The sequence below is a fragment of the Rhodopirellula sp. P2 genome (assembly GCF_028768465.1).
Lineage (GTDB): Bacteria > Planctomycetota > Planctomycetia > Pirellulales > Pirellulaceae > Rhodopirellula.
Genome location: NZ_CP118225.1, coordinates 112693 through 132379, shown reverse-complemented (window position 1 = coordinate 132379; position 19687 = coordinate 112693). Strand labels below are relative to the sequence as shown.

The following is a 19687-nucleotide window of genomic DNA, read 5'->3' as shown; positions in this document are numbered from 1 at the left end:
GGTCCGCCGTTTCAAAATCGTTGACGTCAGGTGCCTGCTGAATCAAACTCCGAGTTTCAGGATCAAACATTCGCGTTCAGTCAAGCTCCTCAGACATCGAACGAAGGTGTGTGATTGCTTGGTCTACGATGCGTTGAAGCGAATCACGCAAATCATCAAAAACCAACATCTCCGACCCGCGTCGCTTTCGATCACCTTGAATCGTTGTGGAAAACCCGTCGACAATTTGAGTCTGAGTCGGCGATGGGATGTTCGCTTGGGAAGTTGCGATACAGACCCGATAGCGAAAAACTTGCTCGTAGAAGGCAGTTTCCAAGAGACGCTCAAGATTGTTTTCGTCTGATGTGCTTTGTCTCGCTAGTGATGTTAACTGCGCCATCAACTGGCTATTCCGGCTCCCACCTTCAATGTCATCAAGTTCAGGTTGAATCTGTGCGGTGAATTTCCCACGCGGGCTGTCAGTCGCCTTGTCTTCTGTCAGCAAGACAAAATCGGTCGACCACGAGGTTTCGTCAAATCGAACCGCAAGCCCGTCAAATCCTTTGGATGACGATTGCGGATGCGGTGCGTCCAGAACGACATCGGTTCCTGCGCGACGACGAAGTGCAATCCATGAAATGAACTGAAACACCCATCCGTCACGATTGTAGAGGTTCTTACCGCTCGTCTTAGAGAGTTCGTCGACCGCACGCTGAATCGCCGGCTTTCCGAGGTTCTTTGCCCCACCGCCGAGATCGTTCAAGATGCGTTCAACGTGGGCGAAATGACCGAGCGTCAAAAACGCGAGCAGACGAGCCAATTCGTCCTCGTCCTGGATCGACCAATCGAACCGAACAAAATCGGTGTCGGGAATTGCGGTTGAGTCGATCGGCAACGTTTGACCTTAAAGACGTCTTCTGGGTTTCATTGTGGGTTTGTCGATGATGCATTCACCTGCGAAGTCAATTCTAACAGTCAACGCACTACCTTACAGCGGTGGCCACTGCCACGGAGTACATGTCGTGGATAGTCGTTAAGAGCGTAGCAATGGTTACATGTAATAGCTGTATCGAGATTGGATCGCGGACGTTCCGTCGAGATACCTCAATATGTTGCCGACGTTTCTGGCGGCGGCGACGGTGATTGGCTCAGCGTTGACAAAACGGGTACTGTTCCAGTTCATCTTCGTGAGCGACAGCATCTCGTGCAAGAGTTGATCGGCGGGGCGTTCCGTGTGGTCGAAGGTAATTTCGAGAGGACGTGGAATGTGCATGCCTGGGTACGCTCGATAGAAGTCGACGCTGCCCTGCGTGTAGAGAATCGAAGTTCTCTGATCCAATTCGATTGCTGTTCCGCGTAGAGGTGGATTGGGTCGATTCCGAAAAAAACGAACAGACGACTTTCGCAGAGACACACAATCAAGCTGATCGACGCCCAATTCATCCGCTACGTTCTGAAAGCCATTCGCCTCCGCATCATCAAAGTAGGATGATTTGTGGCACACGACTCTCGCGGGAAGGTTCCGATGCTCCTTCTTGTAGAGCGACAGCGCGTTACGCAGCAATCCCGCAGCCGTCTCTACATCCATGTGCAAGGTGCGGTCATCCTTTTCGACCAATGCTTGGCCACCGCGAACAACAACGCCCTCCCCGCGTTCGTTGAACACCTGTGCGACGCTAGCCTGGACTGAATCACCGTTGACCGGATGAAAGTAGCTAACGCCGACGAAGCAAGTGTCGAGATCAGACGAGTTGCGTACCAAACGCCACGGCACACCACCCGCCTTGTAATACAGCGCAGTGTAAAAATTCCAAGCTCTGGACGCTTCGTCTTCCACGTTCTTAGTCGACGTTCCATCCTGCCGGAAACGATGCACTTTTCCGCCGTAGGTGGCCGGGCGAACCATTTGAATCGGAACCTGCATCGGCATCGCGCGAGCCTTCAACAAATCGTGCCAAACGCTTTTGTGCGGTTCCTTCGTTTTGGATTTTCGTCGCGATCGCGGTGTGCCTGGAGCAACAGAACCGGCATCAATGGGCTTTAGCAAGTCTTCGGGCGGAAGACAGATAATGACATCACATGCGACGCTTTGTAAAAGATCGGCCGCTTCCGCCAAGAAATAGTCGACAGATTCAGTGACAAGCTCATTTCGATCCTTGATGCTGGAAAGCCGGCGAACCTCACGTCCTATGATCGGCCGCGATGATTGTTCCGAGACGACAAAGTCGCACAGTGGCTTTCCGTCACCGAATCCTGGGAATGCTGGAAACAGCGTGACGAGCGGAGTTTTTTTCGCTGCGATTCCTCTTCGGCATTTACCAATCCATTTCGAGAATTGGTTGATCGAGTTTTGGTCGCCGATCAAACCTAATCGCACCTTCGTTGGAGCAAACTCGCTCTTCTGGTCCAGCGGCCCATGTGTGGACAACCCGTAGCGAATGTCGATGTGTTGCCCTGTTCCGAACTCCAACTCCGGTTCTTGAATGAAAGTCACGTTCATGTTCAATCAAACAACCCCTCACCGAAACCGGTGTCCTCTGGCTCTTCGATCTTTTGCTCGTCCGCTTTTGCTTTGATCCGTTTCCAAGCCTCGTCGTCGATGCCAACCTCACACTCGCCTGTCACGATTTCGCCAAACCCGAGAAGTTCGTATGGCGATTCAAACATGCTTGTCCGGTCCTTCAGCATTTCCATATACATCACTACCGCGCCGCTCACTGCCGCGTCGCCCTCCCGTTGCATGATCCCAGCGAGATGTTCTTCGCGGTAGGGGTCCGGTTCCGCGCCATCACTTGTGAAGACGTAAGTCGGATCAAGAAGCAAGAACCACTGATCGCCAAAGCGTATAAAGCGATGGGTCAACGCATTGTGACGATAGTAAGCGATCCGGTTGGCGTCCTTCTTGTGCGAGTATTTTTTGACGACCGTTCGAGACGTCCGCTTTTGCCGGCTTCGATACTTGAATTCACGCACGACATCTCGCTCGCTTGGTGCGAAGTAGTGGCACTGGCTTTCCTTGGACCATCGCAGCTTCCACGAACGAGTGATCTCGGTAAAGCAGCCCCTCAGCAATTGAACGAATACCCAGTTCAGTTCTCGATCATCCGCAAGAGCAAGTTCTTTGGTGGGCAACGACTGAACAGTTTTCACATTGCAGATCGCCTTCCATGGCTCTTGACCAAGGTTGTGAAACGAATAGATTTTCTTGCCGTTTCCGTAAGCCCATTCCCACGGTGGATATTGGTATGCTTCCTTCAATCGCAGCCTCGCTTCCTTCCCGCTATCGCAGTCCGTTTCTGCTGTGAACACTGTTTGGCCGACACGGTTAATACGTATTAAGTTTGACGAGAGTGTTTCCGTGATCTTCGGCGGTGTAAAGTACGTGCCAGCGCCGTAGCGGTTTCCGAGCGCTTTCCATTGTTCGGCCGTCGATGCTGTAAGCCGGTCTTGAGTCGGATGAAAATGAATCGTTCGATTCGCATCTGGATCGCGTCCTCGGAAGTAGTCTTTGACCGAGACCCAGTACGCCACACCTTCCTCGGGTTTTGAGACGATCAAAACGACAGGCGAACTTCCGGACAGCCAATAGTCGACATCATCCTTGGAACATGAAAACGTCGGGCAACCCTTGCTTTCACGCAGCTCTGATCTTGCCTTGCTCTGCACGGCGATCCAGCAGTTCTTGACTTCCCCGGTAGTGTCGTCGCGCAGTTCAACCCAGCCGTCGATTCCCGCTTCCACGGGCTGGTTGCTGGGGTGCCAAGTGAACTTCATGTCCAAAACGATGGACTGAATCAGATTGACACCTTTCTCGCCAAGCACTTGTTGGTCCGTGATCCTTTTCATGAACCCTTCCCCATCCCTGTTGTCGACATTGGACTGACTTCCAGTTGCATCGGAATAATCGCGAATTCCTACCCCCATTTTGGTCCTTAATCGCCCAGTGGGCCACCCCGTTGCATATTGTGATAATGTGAATCAGATAAAGCAGTCATACAACGGTATGACGGCGCCGCCAAACGAACTCCGAAACAGCAGGAAACTGAAATGCAAATGGAACCGTGCAAGACAATCAGGGTTGCTAACTGCCCATCTCTGGTCATTACCGTTGGCACTCGCGCAAGGACTGAAGGTGAAGTCGTTGTGATCGAAAGTCCAGGACCTATGACAATCAACCAAGGTGTAGGACCTCAGTCTCTGGCCGTTGCTGCTGAGATCAACCGGCAAGTTGAAGCGTTTGAACTTGAACAACGCAGCAGCATCGGTGGAAATCCAAACCGTGGCGAGCCGAATCGCGGAGAACCGAACAGTGGAACGCCGAATCGAGGCGAGCCAAACCGTGGACGTGGCAACTGATCTCGGAACAGTGAGGGCAAAGAGGTGAGTGAAGTCTTTTCCGTTTTCTTTTCTTGGCAAAGTGATACGAAGTCGAATCACGGACGTCGGTTAATACGCGAGGCATTGCAGGTGGCTGGCGATCGGATTGGCGAGGATGCGTCAATCCCCTATCGAATCCTCATTCAGTCGGACACCGAAGGCGAACCGGGTCTCTGCAACATCCCCGAGACGCTGATGCGTCGGTTGAGGGAATCCGATGCGGTGGTGAGCGATCTGACGTTCGTCGCTGAAACTCAATCGGATGAACCAAAACACTGCTCGAACCCGAATGTGCTTTTTGAGCTGGGCTATGCGTTTGCGTCGATTGGTCCCGAACGATTGATCTGCGTCATGAATGAGGCTCATGGTCCTGCCGCCAACCAAATTTTCGATTTGGCTCATCATCGCCGCCCGATTGCTTTTACGAGTCCCGGCAAAAACGGCAAGACTCGGCGGGAAACAATTGAGTCCCTGGCAGCCGAACTCGAAGCAGCTTTGCGAGGTGTGTTGCAACTCGGTCTTGTTGGCGGGTACGGGGGAGATGATGACATCCAACATCAACGGCAACTCTCGGAGATTCAATCGACTTTCCAATCATCGATGCCCAATCGTGCCGATGCTCCGCGGATTGAGTTCTCATTCCGGCCGTCGATGTATCGTCCGAAACGTTGGCCCGACGCCGAGACACTTGAAACGCTGATCCGCCAACTTGGACCACACACCGATCGGTTTCACCGATTCCCACCGCAGCCGACGGGAACCGCGCCGATGGACTGGGGAATCTACAACGACACCTATGGCGATCCCTGGGCCATCACATACGCGGGTCAATTCTGGTGCGAGTTCATGGTGGGCGGTCGGCAACCCATGAAACTTTCGGAGCGGGATGCTGGTGTCAGTCCAGAGCCACCGGACAATCTCACCTTGACGGAAGGGAAATGGGTGATGGCGGACTTTGCACTTGCCAGGCTTTCAATGGCGTTTCAGTTCGCTCGCAATCTGAGTCGTCAGTTTGCCGACACCGAGAGGGTGAGCTTCGAGTTTTCGGCACGCAATGTTCGTGGCACTTGGTTTAAGTTTGAGTATGGCGATTCGATGGGACCATGTCGTGCGCCGACGCTCCAGCGTCAAGGTGAAATGACGGCGAAGGAGTTTCGCGAAAGCTGGATAGACGAGTTTGCCCGAACTGGAAAGGATTTCTGTGACCTGTTTTGTCGTGATGGTCGTGTTCTATCGTTGCACGACATCAAGAGCTACCAGAATTCAGGCGGCAACATCTGACGAAGTGCGGGACCGGAAGCGGTGCGAAGCCGATTAACCTTTAGCTGATGAAGCCGGGCTCAGACGAGCATCGCGACCGGACAGCGAGTTTCAACCCGTTTGTTCGTTTTCAGTGGGTGAATCGGTTCACACTGCCAGGAATGTCTGTGAGCCCACTACTCTCGCCGATCCCACGGGCCGTCTCGTCTTTGCAGTTCGCTAAGACAGTCGGGTTCATGCGAGTGATCGAGGACGCTTGCAAAATCCGTGTCGTTACCGCACCGCTTCCAAGTGACGCAGCGCATCATTTGGGGCGTCGGCAATAGTTCATTCGTGATTGATGATTAGAAAGGAACACGTCGGTGTTCTGGTGGTGGCCAGCGGTCGTCAAACCTGGGTTCAAAATCTGCGAACCGGGGCCACCTGAGAGGAAGGAAACGACAGGTTCACACAAAGGGACCAGCGGAGGCTAGAACGGGACGTTTCCGTCGTCGCGACCCTCGTCATGGTTGGAACGGCCTTTGCCGTTACCGTTGGATTCACCGTTTGCGTTTCGTGCTTCGGTGTATATCCAGGTGTGGCATCGGTCCATCACTTTGCCAACGAGCAGCAAGTCTTCCCGACCGAAGGACGTTGAGTCTTTCCACTCGCCGTCGTCGGTTCGGTAAAGCCGACTGATCGTCACATTGTGACGGACACCGTTGTCCGTTTCGTTCTCCCAGATCGCCGCACGGATTCGACCAAGTCGAAATTCTTGCGTCGGGCGGGTCGTCTTGTTGGCTTGTTTGGTAGCCATGTTGGTTGTCTCCGAATAGAGAATGGATGAAAGGAAAGAATCGGCTTGTCGAGAATTCGACTGGCCGGATGCCAAACGTCGCTATTGACGTTGGCTGCATGGGAAGCAAATGCCGAGAAAGTTCTCGGATGTGGACGCAGGCATGTACTGAATTCGAGTCCAGCCTTCGTGCTTTGCCTCGTAGAAAGTGTTTGGTCCTTCGACGTTGCATTGGGCACAAGTCAGCGTGAATACAACGTTCGCCGGAATGCCATCAGGATCGTCTAACACCGCTTCAGCACGTCTCATGGCATAGATCGCCGCTGCTTTCGCAACCGCTGCGTGCCAATCGCTACCGAGTTCCGGTGCTTCAGAGGTCTTCGGTGGGAACCCGCCACGATCAAGCCAATCGAGCAATGCTTCAGCCAGCTCTGTCACGTCAAGCCAGCTTCGCCTTGCCCACTCGTCGAGTAACGAATTCCAAGTCACTTGCGGGTCCATGGTTGAGCCATAGCTCCCTCCTTTCGGTAATAGTAAAGAGCGAACCGATTCCACCACTCACGCTTTCGTGACGGACATCGGCTCGAGACGTGAAATGCCAGCGTCAAGCCGACACTGTTGACAATCGTCGCTGCCCGCTTCGTAGAGCACGCAAACCGACGGGCGCGTCGTGTAGATTCCGCACCGATTGTCGTCGCGAAGAAAGACGCACCCGCCATTGCTGACGCAGTTCAGGTAGCCGATTTCGCCGTCGAAACCAGGTTCGCGAAGCGGAATCATCTGCTCCGCAATCCGAGGGTTCCTGAGTGTGTCGATTTCGTAGATATCGACCAACTTGCTGCGGCAACACGCACCACAGCCGTCACACTCATACTGCTCGTTCGATGTCGACATTGTTCAAGCCGCCATCGACAGCAGACTGCCGATCTTGGCGTCAAGCAACGTCCGATCTCCGGCGAAATTCACCTTCTGGGACAGCTTGGTGAGGGCATCGACCATCGCAAAAATCGTAAATGCACCCTGCGCCCGAGCGATCTCCATCGCATCCTTGATCAGATGTCGCGGAATCTTCTCGGCCGTCAACACCTTCGTGACCTCATCGGCGTCATCACCGATCCGCTCTGTCATCGCCTTTTTGATCATCGCGGCGAACGAGTCTTTGCGTTGATCGCGAACTGTGACCAGATTGTCCAGCATGATACGAATCTCTTGCAAAGCATCACGAACGTTGGCGGTGTGCTTGCGAGTGAATTCGATCACTTCGGTTGCATCCCAAACGATGTGGTTCTGGCAGACACGCTGAAACCAGAAGGTCTGGATGCCAACGCTTCGGCGTCCGACCTCGCTGTTCCAGATGAAAAAGCCCGGCGCGAACGCCTGTCCTTCGATCTCGGCCCATCCGGTCGGGTCAATCAGGAATGCGAACATGTCCTGTTCTCCGCAATACAGTCCGGTGCTGACATCATCCATCGCCTTTTGCGGCGGGGTAAAGAACGACGCATACTCGTTGACGACGTCCAGCAATTCGACGTTCCAGAGCCGCGTGTAGGCAACACCGTGAACGCTACGAATCTGCTTTTCAGTCGTCAGGAGCTGCATCGGCTTTTCCGCCTGCGGCAGGGTTTCCTCAAACACCTTGCTGGCCGTCTTCCGGGACAGCCGGTTGACCGTGTCTTTCCCAACGCCCGCCGTGCGGCATAGCTGCGAGAACGACCAATCGTTCAACCGGTATTCGGAACCCTCGCCGTTGCAGATTGTTAGATCATGCGTCAGCGAGATGTCTTGCGGGAGTTCCCAGAGGTCCGTTGATTGTTCACGCGAACGCGAACACTCGGCGTACAGGCTGTCGAACGAGTCGAAGCATTCATCGGGCGTCCGTCGAAACAGTTCCTCATTTGCTTTTGTCAGAGTAGCCATCGCTACAAGTCTCCGAGTGGGAGTCAAGAATCTTTGCTCAACCAACGCGGTCGAACCGCCAACTACCACGCGCAGCGGCATTCGACGGAACGACCGAGACAGCTCGGAAGCTCGTAACGATTGGGGCTCACTAAGAAAACCTTCAAGACCGCCGGCCTCTCTTGGCGACTTGGCGTAAAGCCCAATCGACGCGAGAGGCGGCATCGTTATCTACAGATATTCAGCTTGGATAAGGAACAATTCTGCTGCTGACACTGGTTCCCTATCACGCTCGTCAAGAAATGTCACGCATCGAATTCGATCTTTTTTGGTGGCTGGCGTCTAGTTCCGGTCCATTCGATCAGCGCCACGCAACTGCAGGGTTGGAATGGCGCGTTTCTTGGCCAGCGGGTCGACGTACCACCGATAGTGGCCATAGTCGGTTGCAAAGAGATAGGGCTTGTTTTCTTGGTGCCATTCCTGCCAGTCATCTGCGGTACCGCTACTTGGACCGTCTGGCACGTAGCGTGCAAGCAACCGTGCTGCTCGAGCGACGGTATCCTTGTCGTCTGCCGACAAGCCTTCGATCGTGGACTCTAGAAATCGGGGGTCGTCAAAGCCCATTTGAATTTCAAGCAAATCCTCGTCGATGGTCAATTTGCTTTCTGGATCAGTCGTCAAGTAAGGCGTTTGCGATTCGGCCCACGCTGCCATGGCGTCGGCATTGCCCTGTGACTGAATGGTTTGCCACAGTTCCGGCGTCACCATTCTTTCCACCCAACTCGCTCGATCGGGATTCTTGAGCCAAGACGCAACGGTCGAGCGTGGTCGTGCACGTGGACCGACAAAGACTGACGGCGTGATCGCGATGGGGCGATCTTCGCTGAAGTTGCTGATGTAGGCGATCGCGTTGAGAAGCATTCGGTTGCCCGTATCATTCATCTCGACCGGTGATTGCTCGAAACCGAAATGCATCAAGTTGCCCTGTCGCCAGATCGCTGCGGCGATTGGCGTTTTATGATTGACGCCGCCGCAGAAGAATTCGACGTCGGGATAAACGTCGAATGCAGTCGAATACGTACACCAACCGGCTTTCCAGTTCTTCTCGTAGTCATCGACCACGGGAATCACGTCGATCGACTTTTCGTCCATGTCATCTTGGAATGACGACGGCGTGTCGATTGCGATGGTCGCGGTGCGGTCAATCGGAAAGGGTGACTCAAAGATTGGATGCGATTTCAGGTCGTACGCCACCGGATCGAGACAGGTGCAGCCTGAGCCGCCGCGAAGTTGCCAGGCGCACGCCAAATTGAGTCCTGCACTCCCCAGCAAGACGGTCGGTCGTCCCCAGTCCTTTCGCATCCCAAGCGGTGACGTATCCGTGCGTTCCATTCGGGCACTGCCACTTTGGGGCCAGTCCAGTAACACCACGTCAAACTTTTCGGCATCCGCTGGTTTGAACGCATCACGATCCACTGACTCAATCGCCGCGACGTGTGGCTTCAAAAACTCGACGAACTCGTCGGCTCGCTCTGAACCGACGTAGATGACGCGCAGGCCTTTGAGCTCCTTGGCGATCGCCGATGGTGGAGCGAGGATCGCGGCAATAACAACGAGCAAAAACGCAACCGCGAAAGACCGAGGGAACGAACTGATGGACGGGCGATTCATCGTAGATCATCTCTCTAACAAAGGAGTTGACTGACTGACCACAATTGGAAGTTCGATGGTGCAGGATTCGGGCGGAAGGCAAACGAGGTCGTTGCACGCCTGAAATTGGACTTTGATTGTCACGCGATAATTCGCTGCTTGCAATTCTGAAAATTGGACCGGAAGCGATGCGGAAAGCGAATCGCGATGAATTGGTTTTCCGTCAGCCGTGTCGCTGGCCTCTGGGATTGATGCTGGACCGATGATCAGAGACTGATCGTCAGTTGAACACTCGATCGAAAATGGCGTGAACGGCCCCTGCGAAGGCAACTCGCCATAGAGATGGAATCCCGGAGAAATCTTCGTCTCGACAAGAACGGAGACGGTCTCGCTTACTGCAATGTCGCGTTCGGGAAACGAAGCCGTGAGGGTGACCTCGCCCGATTCACTTTGCGCACTTACCGGCCGCCCATGCGAGATCGTCCAATTTGTGACGACCGCGTTCGGACGCTCTCCGCCAGGTACGACCTCGGCATTGCGGCCACAACCCGTCGAGGCCATAGCAAGAACCGGAGACAGCAAGCAACAAGCAAGCGTCCCGCGAAGCTGGCGATGCCTCGTCACGATTCCATTCCTACGCGTGGTGAGAATTCGCCGATCCATGAGTCGCCTCTACGAGTGTGTTCAGTCGAGATTCTACCCTTGTGAGCGCCAGGTCGCTTGGCATCACCTGCTTGCTGGGCCCTGAAATATCGACCGGTGCGAACTCACGATCTGCGCACGGTCGTCCCTGCTTTGTTTTACTTCTGGTGTTTGCGCATTGATTTCGTCGGGAGTCCGTGATTCGCTTGGTTTTCTGATGATTTGGGTGGCAATTGCGATGGCAATCCGTGGGACGCGTCCGATTGCCATCTTTCTTAATGATATTGGTGAGAATGCGACCGGCATGTGGCCGGTCGCATGATGGGGGTTTAGTCTTCGTTAGGTAGCAGAATCGTAAGAACGGGACGTTCATCGTCGCCTGGTCCGACAATGGCCTTGAGTTGGATGAGTTCGGCTGGCTTGCCTTCCTCGTTGGCAACGTACAGTTCAAACATCATCTGCGGTTCTGCGTTCTTGCTTTGCAGAATGGCGTAGCGAAGCATCCAAAGGATGTCCCAGAGTCGTCCGCTTTCGTCTTGGCACGTGATTCCATCTGGAACGCGAACATACTGAGCCCAAACGGCGTCCGTCACGACCGTGTGTAATGATAACCCTGCTTCCTTGGCCGTCTTCGTGACGTCGATCAGGACTCCGTCCGCGATTGCTTGCTCTCTTGTGTAAGCGAAAATGTAGTTCATGGTGCTAATCTCCTAGTCGCAAAAATTTTCAATGAAAGACGCCGCAATCTCTGACCAATTCACGTCGTCCAATGCCGAGCCGAGTAGGTCGGTATAGACCGACGCTTCCTGAAGCGGTGATTCGTCGTGTGTGGCTTCCTTCAGTTGTTCCGCAAGGCTGATTCTCGCTGCCTCCGATTCCGTCCACAGACCCTTGATCACACTGTCCATTGACCACGCGCCGCGAACGGTCGAGCGTGTTCGGTCTCTCCAGTAGTGATACGAGCCCGAATCGTTCCTTAGCCAAACTTCAACGCACCAAGTCGCATAGTTCTCCCAGCCTTGGTATGTCGTCGACGAATCGGCGTTGTCTTCTCGTTTTGTGTCCTTTTGCATTTCGAGTTACCTAGCAAGTGTCGGGATTTCCGACGATTTTTCCGTACAACCCACCTCGTATTTTTTGTCCCTGGGGTGGGTCTCTCGCCCATCGACAGACCCACCCCAGGGACAAAAAAAGAAACTCGGACTGTGGAGCGATCGGCGGGAGGTGGAGCGCGGCAAGGTCCGTGACAGGTTGAGGAGGGGGACGGCGCGGTGGCGGGCCTGGCACGGACATTGCAAGTGGAGCCGACCAGAGATTGCGGAGCAGGCCGTCGATAGCCGGGGAGGAGTGGGGCAGGCGGGTGTTGGGCTGCGTGGAGGCGATGGGCAAGGCGGGGCGGTCTAAACCACTAACTCTTCATTAGACCCAAAGCATCATGTCGTGTTACTGTCGAACTTGATTCGACCTAGCAATGAAACGAATCGGACCGGTCGCATCGTGCGACCGGTCCACTTTTCCCCGCCCATGAAAAGAGAAATCACCACGTCGAAGGAACCCGGGTTTGTCGTCAGCACCTATGGCGAGATGACTCGTTTTGTTGAAGCGTTCGCCGAGGGACACCTGAATCTGCTGATTGTGCTTGGTGAACCAGGGCTCGCCAAGAGTCAGACTGTTCGACGCGTGATGGCGGACGCTTGCTGGATCGAAGGCAACGCAACAGCGTTCGGTGTATACACGCAAGCCTGGAATCATCGTGACCAAGTGATTGTGCTCGACGACGTCGACAGTCTCTATTCGGATCGCAACGCCGTTCGATTGCTCAAAACGCTATGCCAGACGGACCCAGTCAAGCGAGTTTCGTGGCAAACCGCATCCGCCGCCCTCGATAAACAGGGCATTCCCCGGGCGTTCGAGACCACCAGCCGCGTCGTGATCATTGCCAATGAATGGAAGACTCTGGATAAGAATGTCGCGGCCGTGCAGGATCGCGGTCATGTGGTTCGCTTCCAACCGTCGGCGAGCGAAGTGCATCAGCAGGTCCGTAGCTGGTTCGACGACGATGAAATCTACGACTGGTTCGGCAGGCACCTCTCGCTCGTTATCAATCCGTCCATGCGTCAATACGTTCGCGCGTCTGAACTGAAAGCAGCAGGACTCGATTGGCGATCCATGTTGTTGCAGGAAACACTGCCAGCGACGACGAGCTTGGTCGCCAAGCTAAAGTCGGACGTTCGTTGGTCGACGGAGTCCGAACGGGTCCAGGAGTTTGTCCGACTCGGTGGTGGATGTCGAGCAACGTATTTCAATCATGCCAAGCGGCTTCGCAGTCGCATGAATGCCGGCGTGAGTCGAGAAAACGCTTAGACTCTTAGACCGACTTAACGGTTGCGTTTGCGATAGTCAGCGAGTGCCCTCTCGACCAATTCGCCCAGTTGGCACCGCGCGTCCCAGGACCAATCGCGGTATTCCGCCATCAGTTCGGTGTCGATTCGGAGCGTTGCCTTTTCTTTCGGTGCTCGGTTTGTGGGACTTACCCCTGGCGGGCGTCCCAGCCGGGCGCGTTGGCGACGGGACTTCTTCGCCCAACCAGCCGATTGCTGTTTCGGTTTCTCTGGCGGCTCCTGGGCTGAGGCGCCCGACGGTGTGCTGATGTATCCGCCCAGGACGTTGGCGATTCCAGGAAGTGGCTTGCTCATACGGCGAGCCATTCAGTGATTTTGTCAGCAACGACGTCATAATCTTCCATTGCGGACGATGATCGAAGCCGATGGATGCTGCCGGCGGTCGTTGCGTACACGATCCTTGCATCGGAACGAATGGTTCCTAACACGCTGTATTGACTTGCTAATTCATCCAAGACTTGCGACGTGATACTGCGGCGGCGATGACTGTTCGTCACGATCGCACCGATGGTTTGCAGCCCCGGATTCACGTACTGACGCAAAAGGTCGACGGTCTGACCGAGATGGACCAGGGTCTGTAGCTCGAAGCCACCCGGTTGCACGACGACACAGATTCCCTGAGCAGCGCTCAACGCGGCAACCGAGAGAACCCCAAGCGATGGCGGGCAGTCGATCAAAACAACGCCTTCGCCTGGCAGTTCGGTGTTTCGCAAGGCGGTCCGCAGGACATACTCGCGGGATGTCGAAGTGAGAAGCTCCGATTCGGCCCGCAAGAGTTGCAGGTTGCTTGGCGAAATCGTCAAAAATTCCGCGACCTTGATGACTTCCAATGGAGACTGATCTCGCAGGCAATCGAATAGCTGGCTATTGCTGCCGTCGATTCCGAATGCCGCTGTCAGATCAGCCTGTGGGTCCATGTCGATCAGGTGAACCGGGACTCCCCGACGACTGAGTAGCACACCGAGCGCCGCGGTGGACGTTGTCTTGGCGGTCCCGCCTTTCTGGTTGGTGATTGCGATGATCTTCATACGAATAGCCGTACCACGACAGTCAATCATCCGTCACGGACTTTCTGGCATTCCGGTGATTCAAGCTTTCAGGTAATGCCGCTTTTCCGTAATGCCAGCCTTTACAGAATTCCGTCAATGACGGCATTCTGGCATCCATGTCATCGGGATTCCCACACGAAAATGCTCGCGCCACGACAGCTTGCGTGGTACGGTCGACTGGTAAGAATCACCGAGGGTTATGGCCGCAACAAAATCACCAAAACAAACCACCAAGTGCTCGACATTGCGAGCTGCCGTCGGACAGTTGACGCTGATCGAGCACTGCTTGTGTCCGCTCGATGCAAGGGCATCGCTGCGAGAGAACTTCGTTCACAAGACAAGCTACGGCTACTCGAAAGACAAAAAACGCAAGCAAGCATCGGTCCGCGTGACTTGCCCAGGCGGATTGTCGACGGAAGACGAGTTCTTTCTGTGGGGCCTTCTCTCACTGACGCTGTCACAACCCAAGCCATCGGCGAACTTTTTCGCGACACGACACTACTGCTTGAAGCAGCTCGGCAAAATCGACTCCCGGCGTCGTGGCGGCCGGCAATACCAACAACTCGCAGAATCACTGGAACGATTGTCGCTGGTTTCCTACCGAAACGATGCGTTTTATGACCCGCTTCGGGGAGAGCATCGTCGGGTCAGTTTCGGTTTTCTGAGTTACAGCCTACCGATGGATGGAGATTCATCACGGGTGTGGAAGATTTCCTGGGACCCGATCTTCTTCGAGTATTGTCTGGCGGCACGCAGTGTGTTGGCATTCGATTTCGACGTGTATACGGAGCTAGACCCTGCGAGTCGGCGCCTGTTCCTTTTGCTCCACAAGCTGTTCTGGAGGTATCGCACGACGCCGGCGATCGACATCCGGGAATTGGGCACCAACGTACTCGGTTTTTCCGACTCGCTGCGAACGTCCGAAATCAAGGTGCGAATCGCAAAGCTCGCCGAACGGCTGCGTCTTCGTGACATCATCGCTGGCGAAGCGAATTTTCAAAACCGCGCAAAGGGCGAATTCACCGTTCGATTTTCAAAAGGCAAGTTCTTCGGAAGGAAGGTCGCCCGGCCCATGTCAAATCGAATCGAATCTCCACTCGCTGAGCCGCTCCGGTCAATCGGCTTCGCCGAACACGAGTGCCAGCGGATTTTGCACAAGTTTGATGAGCATTTGATTCAGCAGTGGTCCGACGTGACGCTGGCCGCCGTCGAACACAAGGGCCGCCCATTTTTCAAGCGTAGCCCGCAAGCCTACTTCATGCACAACGTCCAACACGCGTCCGAGGGAACGAGAACTCCACCAGACTGGTGGCTCGACCTGCGAAAACGAGAATCGCTCGCTAACGCCAATCTAGGCGGCCCTGAATCGGAGCGACCTCCCAACGCCAAGCCACTGAGTGTTTCCAACGTGCTGGCCGAAGTCATTGAGGCCGGGTTGCTGCCGGCGTTGGAAAAAACCGTTGTGAAGTGAGTGGAATTCAACTCAATTCCAGAATCGAGTCTTTTGTTTTCGAGGTACTTTGTAAACAGGTACTTTGGCCGTTGTAGGCGGCAGGAACCTCGCGACGAAAATCCCAACCAAATTAGCCACTTGCGATGGTTCGCCAGGCTTGCGATCCGAAAAAGAGTGACGCAAGCGACACGTGGCGAGCGCGGAAACGTGACGCAGCCGACACGTCCGATCTCCCGAAGAGTGACGCAAGCGACACGCACTTAGTTCGATGCACGATAGGCAGCCCCTCCTAGATGATCGGGGACTAGAAGTACGCTAGCGTCCGGCTTGCGGGACTAACAACCTCGTGATCGTCAGAATACGAACAACGTTTCTGTTCGATGGCATGGGTCGGGAACAACCCGGAACGTTGGCCTCATCAGCCGACTGAAGGGGACGGGAGTCGCTATCCGTCACGTTCTTCCGCGTAGAGCGCAGTGCCTGGAGATCGGGCTTGCTGTGATCGACGAGGGCTTCATGGACTAAATCCTTGGCATGACGCTGAGACACAACCCCATGATTCGACTCGATTTCTTTTCAAATTCAATAGTGAAAGAGGGCGACCGTGGAAAACCTGTCGGCTCGGACGTTCCGAACTGATAGGCCGTGGTCAATCAAAGGCTGCATGTTTGCAGCGAGGTGACTTGAGCGTTTGCTCTGTCATCTCCGGGTGCGCCAGTGTTTGCGAGTTCGTAAACACGGCAAATCCCGCCGAAGGGGTTCGTGAGCTAACTGACTGAGAGTTCAATCTCAGCAGTGCGGTCGATGACAGTTGTTGTCGACCAGCTTCGTTCAACTTCGCTGGCGTGGGGAGTCATGAACGGGTAACGCCCGTCATGCCGAGGGTCTAGCGGCCTTCGGGTATCCAGTCAAAACCTGGAACGCGAAAAGCTCAACCATGAAAGGCGTGAGAACGCTTGCCAGTCAGTCTCGAAGAAGACGGTGCCGAACTGTGAAAAGGCACAGCGGATGGGTAAGGAAAGGCTTCTTGTTTCGCTTTCCTGAAATCAACTTCCGAGCAATCGGATGTTGGAAACTATGCTCGGGCGGGAGCCTGAGACATACCACTGTGTCCGGTCGGTAACACGACGTAGCGACGTGAGCTTCGAGATGATGATGGCTACGAAACGGGGAAGGGGCTGCGTGTGCGGGGTTAGCTCTCGCTGGCAAATTGCCAACACGTGGTTCTGGGAGTGTGTCCTGAGTAGAAGTCCGGCGGGAGCCGGAGCGGTGTTCTGGGCGAAGACTCAGACGCGTCGGGATGAGGTCCGAACGCGCACGGCAAGGCAGTCGTAAATTGCTGTCCAATCATTACCGAACGAAAGTTGCGGTAAATCACCTCGGACAGTTGAACCGTTTGCCGTATCAAGGGTGATGCCTTGATGCGCATGGCAATGACGAAAGGGACGACGCGGTTTTTCGTACGAAAGACCCATGCTGTCGATACCGGCTTTGCAATCGGGCAAAGTCGGTTTCTTGGAAGAGGACCTGAATGTGGCTTCACGCGAGAATCTCGGGAGAGATTACCGCCTGTGGCGACGTACTGACGACCAACGCTACCCGTGCGAGTAGCGTCGGTCAAAGGTTCTTGAAATGCAACGAAGAGGTATTAACCAACTGTAACGAAGAAACAGGGCTTCGCAGACGCGTGAGCTACTTCGCCAGTTGAGTGTGCTCGGCAAAGCAGGATGCGGAGCCGGCTGCACACGCCTCGGGATTTGCGCCACGTTTTAGAGGAGGATTTCGATCGAATGACGATTGGCTTTTCGAGGAGATTTGTGCCACAAACAAACTCCTCATCATTTTGTCAAGAATCAACGCGTCGGAGCAGTAATGGCGTCTTGGAAGTACCGCTACGTCGCGGCCAGCATCGACGGTTTCATTGAACAACTGGTTCGATACGTAAACACGGGTCACTACTTTTACGTCACCGGAAGAATCCCGGACGGAAAGTATCCTGAGTCGATTGATGCGAAACTGATTGATCGCTACGGAATAGACTGCAAACGTTGGGAGAGGTCACGCCGCAAACAAGCGGGCTTCGCATCGGTTCACTATCTTCGCTACGAGCGGCAGTTCATTCTCGTCGCAACTCATGGTCAACACGCGTTCTTCGAGTCTCATTCCGGCCGACAGTTGCGTGACTGTCGTCGCATAGGAATTCAGTTCGGAGGGTACTCGGTTCGCCGCACCGCCTGCGGTCGGACTGGTAAATGGCACACCCTGGTCAGGATCGACAAATGCACCGCAACAGCGCTGCGAGCTCACCTGCTTGAACTGGCGTTGAGACGGAGGAAAGATCAACTCGAAGACGAATTCCGCAGCGTTTGCTTCCAGCCTTACCGCCCGGTCCGAGAGCAGCTGTTGACCATTCTGAGAGCAGTGAATCGAAAGCGCAAGGCGGCGGGTTTCGCGGCGCTCGATTACAAGTGCATCCCGGTGCGTCGCAGAATTACCAAGCCGTTTGGTCAAGAACTGACGGTCGACGACGCGAACAGCAGCCTCTATTCGGCAACCACTTCGGAGAGTGGATCGACCACTTCCGGCAGGATACGACCGATGTCGTCCGCGAGTGCCTGTAAGAGTGTGAAAGCCTGAGCATGGTTTCCGCTCGAAAGTTCCATCGTGATCACCGACGCGAATCGAACATCCAGCACGGCCCAAAAGCAGACATCACCGGCTCGCTTCCGGCGCTCGATGCGTCGGCGCAGGAACTTGATCGTGTGAGTGTCCTCGGCATGAAGACACTCAAGATTCCCAGAGTTGGCGATTCCTACGTAAGCGTTGCGCATTCAATCCGTGTACCACAAATTGATTCCCAATGAAAAGCATCGTTTTCAATCGCTCACAATTAGCTCGGTGGTGACCGAGACGGAGGGAATGGGTGGCCCGTGTGTTCGCGATGGTTGCGTCCAGAGCGAAACTGTGGCAACGATAGCGACATGAATCAATCAAGAAATGGAATACCGATCGTCCAGACCACTCGTGCCTGGCGAGATAACTTGAGTGGATACGTGTTGAAACCTGAATCAAGCAGGACGCGAATGTGCTTCCTGATCACCGCCGGTGCGGTCATCGCCGCGGTGATTGACTATCGACTGTTCGATCGATCAATTTTCAGGGCAGTCGCTGAGATGATCCGGTAGTCAGTAGCTCGCGAAGAAAGACGCACTCTTCTCTGGATTGTGGCCGCGACGGTCATACAGCTTGGTCGTTGATGGGTCCGCGTGTCCGACATCCCGCTGGACATCTTCCAGATTCGCGCCATTGTCGAGCGCTGTCGTGATGAACGTGGCGCGCATCGAGTGGGCGGAGAATCCAGCCGGCAGTTTCAAGCTACGGCTGTACTTCTTCAGGATACGGTTGACAGCGTCCGGGTGTAACGCACGATTCGGAGGTCCGCATTTTCCATTGCCACGAAGAGGCCTAAACATCGCTGTCTCGGTCTGATTTTCATGGCCTGTGGCCCTCAGGTAATCTCGGATTCGGTTGGCCACCTGCGGATGGATGGCCACCGATTCACACGCCCCACCTTTGCGATTGACCCAAATCGAATCGAGTCCACGATTCTGATGAAGATCGCGGACACGCAAGCGAGCAACTTCAGCCCGCCGAAGTCCGACCTGCAACCCGATGGCCAGAATCGCTCGGTCTCGCAATCCTTGAATTGTGTGCGGTGACGGAGCGTCCAGCAATCGCCGAGCCTGACGCTGGGAAAATGCAAGCGTTTTTCCCTGATTGCGGCTAACTCGCGGGCGCTCGACATCACGCACGGGATTGTTTCGCACCACGCCATGTTGAACGAGGTGCTTGTAGAGACTTGATAGAGCGGCAAGCCGACGTCGGATCGTCGAAGCCTTCAATTGTTGATACTCGCGCATGTGCGATTCCCAAGCGATCACGGGTCGGTGGTCAACTCGGCGTAGCTGTTCGGACGAAGTGATTCCCGCGAATCTCATGAAATCTTCGACGTCGCGTCTGTAGGCAGTCTGGGTTCGCCGGCTCTTGAGTTTGGCAAGCCACACGCTTTCCTCCGGAATCGCCGTAAGCGAATCGAGTACGGACGTCGATAATTCGGCCTCGATTGTGGTAGGAAAATAGTCTGGTTTTGTGGTCACAGGCGATCTCGGTCAATGCACGATAATCCCGTTTATCGCGAGCTGCA

At 54.8% G+C, this 19687-nt stretch carries 20 protein-coding genes; 6 read left to right on the top strand and 14 right to left on the bottom strand.

Annotation, left to right across the window (positions count from 1 at the left end):
• Nucleotides 1–76 precede the first annotated feature (76 nt).
• The 3 genes from PSR62_RS00455 to PSR62_RS00445 all read right to left on the bottom strand — a co-directional run bounded on the left by PSR62_RS00455 (nt 77) and on the right by PSR62_RS00445 (nt 3825).
• On the bottom strand, nt 77–742 hold the full coding sequence (locus tag PSR62_RS00455) for a hypothetical protein (RefSeq protein WP_274405867.1): 666 nt from the start codon (nt 740–742) through the stop codon (nt 77–79).
• 288 nt (nt 743–1030) lie between these two features.
• On the bottom strand, nt 1031–2479 hold the full coding sequence (locus tag PSR62_RS00450; RefSeq protein ID WP_274405866.1) for an argonaute/piwi family protein: 1449 nt from the start codon (nt 2477–2479) through the stop codon (nt 1031–1033).
• A gap of 2 nt (nt 2480–2481) precedes the next feature.
• Nucleotides 2482–3825: a DUF4365 domain-containing protein gene (locus PSR62_RS00445; RefSeq protein ID WP_274405865.1), complete on the bottom strand. Its 1344-nt coding sequence runs from the start codon at nt 3823–3825 to the stop codon at nt 2482–2484.
• A gap of 534 nt (nt 3826–4359) precedes the next feature.
• On the opposite strand from PSR62_RS00445, the gene PSR62_RS00440 reads away from it, so the two are divergent.
• Nucleotides 4360–5637 carry a hypothetical protein gene (locus PSR62_RS00440; protein WP_274405864.1) on the top strand — a complete coding sequence of 426 codons (1278 nt, stop codon included), beginning with the start codon at nt 4360–4362 and terminating at the stop codon, nt 5635–5637.
• A gap of 448 nt (nt 5638–6085) precedes the next feature.
• Here the strand turns inward: PSR62_RS00440 and PSR62_RS00435 are convergent, their stop codons facing one another.
• From PSR62_RS00435 to PSR62_RS00400, 8 genes are all read right to left on the bottom strand, one after another.
• Nucleotides 6086–6412 carry a hypothetical protein gene (locus PSR62_RS00435; protein WP_274405863.1) on the bottom strand — a complete coding sequence of 109 codons (327 nt, stop codon included), beginning with the start codon at nt 6410–6412 and terminating at the stop codon, nt 6086–6088.
• An 81-nt stretch (nt 6413–6493) separates the two neighbouring features.
• A complete protein-coding gene (locus PSR62_RS00430; RefSeq protein ID WP_274405862.1) occupies nt 6494–6949 on the bottom strand; it encodes a hypothetical protein in 456 nt (151 codons plus the stop codon).
• Nucleotides 6950–7285 carry a YkgJ family cysteine cluster protein gene (locus tag PSR62_RS00425; protein WP_274405861.1) on the bottom strand — a complete coding sequence of 112 codons (336 nt, stop codon included), beginning with the start codon at nt 7283–7285 and terminating at the stop codon, nt 6950–6952.
• 3 nt (nt 7286–7288) lie between these two features.
• On the bottom strand, nt 7289–8308 hold the full coding sequence (locus PSR62_RS00420; protein WP_274405860.1) for a DUF932 domain-containing protein: 1020 nt from the start codon (nt 8306–8308) through the stop codon (nt 7289–7291).
• A 321-nt stretch (nt 8309–8629) separates the two neighbouring features.
• Nucleotides 8630–9958, bottom strand: a complete 1329-nt coding sequence (locus PSR62_RS00415; RefSeq protein WP_274405858.1) for a hypothetical protein — start codon at nt 9956–9958, stop codon at nt 8630–8632.
• A gap of 6 nt (nt 9959–9964) precedes the next feature.
• Nucleotides 9965–10600 carry a protein-disulfide reductase DsbD domain-containing protein gene (locus tag PSR62_RS00410; RefSeq protein ID WP_274405857.1) on the bottom strand — a complete coding sequence of 212 codons (636 nt, stop codon included), beginning with the start codon at nt 10598–10600 and terminating at the stop codon, nt 9965–9967.
• 308 nt (nt 10601–10908) lie between these two features.
• A complete protein-coding gene (locus PSR62_RS00405) occupies nt 10909–11277 on the bottom strand; it encodes a DUF6573 family protein (protein ID WP_274405856.1) in 369 nt (122 codons plus the stop codon).
• Between the two features lie 12 nt (nt 11278–11289).
• Nucleotides 11290–11652, bottom strand: coding sequence for a hypothetical protein (locus PSR62_RS00400; protein ID WP_274405855.1), 363 nt, complete (start codon nt 11650–11652; stop codon nt 11290–11292).
• A 451-nt stretch (nt 11653–12103) separates the two neighbouring features.
• Here PSR62_RS00400 and PSR62_RS00395 point away from each other — a divergent pair, with 451 nt between their 5' ends.
• Nucleotides 12104–12943 carry a hypothetical protein gene (locus PSR62_RS00395; RefSeq protein WP_274405854.1) on the top strand — a complete coding sequence of 280 codons (840 nt, stop codon included), beginning with the start codon at nt 12104–12106 and terminating at the stop codon, nt 12941–12943.
• Between the two features lie 14 nt (nt 12944–12957).
• Here the strand turns inward: PSR62_RS00395 and PSR62_RS00390 are convergent, their stop codons facing one another.
• Nucleotides 12958–13275, bottom strand: a complete 318-nt coding sequence (locus tag PSR62_RS00390) for a hypothetical protein (RefSeq protein WP_274405853.1) — start codon at nt 13273–13275, stop codon at nt 12958–12960.
• On the bottom strand, nt 13272–14009 hold the full coding sequence (locus PSR62_RS00385; protein WP_274405852.1) for a ParA family protein: 738 nt from the start codon (nt 14007–14009) through the stop codon (nt 13272–13274). Before PSR62_RS00385 ends, PSR62_RS00390 begins: the two co-directional genes overlap by 4 nt.
• A gap of 220 nt (nt 14010–14229) precedes the next feature.
• Here PSR62_RS00385 and PSR62_RS00380 point away from each other — a divergent pair, with 220 nt between their 5' ends.
• From PSR62_RS00380 to PSR62_RS00365, 4 genes are all read left to right on the top strand, one after another.
• Nucleotides 14230–15501 (top strand): hypothetical protein, encoded by a 1272-nt coding sequence (locus PSR62_RS00380; protein WP_274405851.1) that lies wholly within the window; start codon nt 14230–14232, stop codon nt 15499–15501.
• Nucleotides 15502–16956: 1455 nt separating this feature from the next.
• Nucleotides 16957–17094, top strand: coding sequence for a hypothetical protein (locus PSR62_RS00375; protein WP_274405850.1), 138 nt, complete (start codon nt 16957–16959; stop codon nt 17092–17094).
• A 261-nt stretch (nt 17095–17355) separates the two neighbouring features.
• A complete protein-coding gene (locus PSR62_RS00370) occupies nt 17356–18120 on the top strand; it encodes a hypothetical protein (protein WP_274405849.1) in 765 nt (254 codons plus the stop codon).
• 344 nt (nt 18121–18464) lie between these two features.
• Nucleotides 18465–18668, top strand: coding sequence for a hypothetical protein (locus tag PSR62_RS00365; RefSeq protein ID WP_274405848.1), 204 nt, complete (start codon nt 18465–18467; stop codon nt 18666–18668).
• On the opposite strand, the gene PSR62_RS00360 is transcribed toward PSR62_RS00365, so the two are convergent.
• Nucleotides 18669–19547 carry a tyrosine-type recombinase/integrase gene (locus tag PSR62_RS00360; RefSeq protein WP_274405847.1) on the bottom strand — a complete coding sequence of 293 codons (879 nt, stop codon included), beginning with the start codon at nt 19545–19547 and terminating at the stop codon, nt 18669–18671.
• Nucleotides 19548–19687 lie beyond the last annotated feature (140 nt).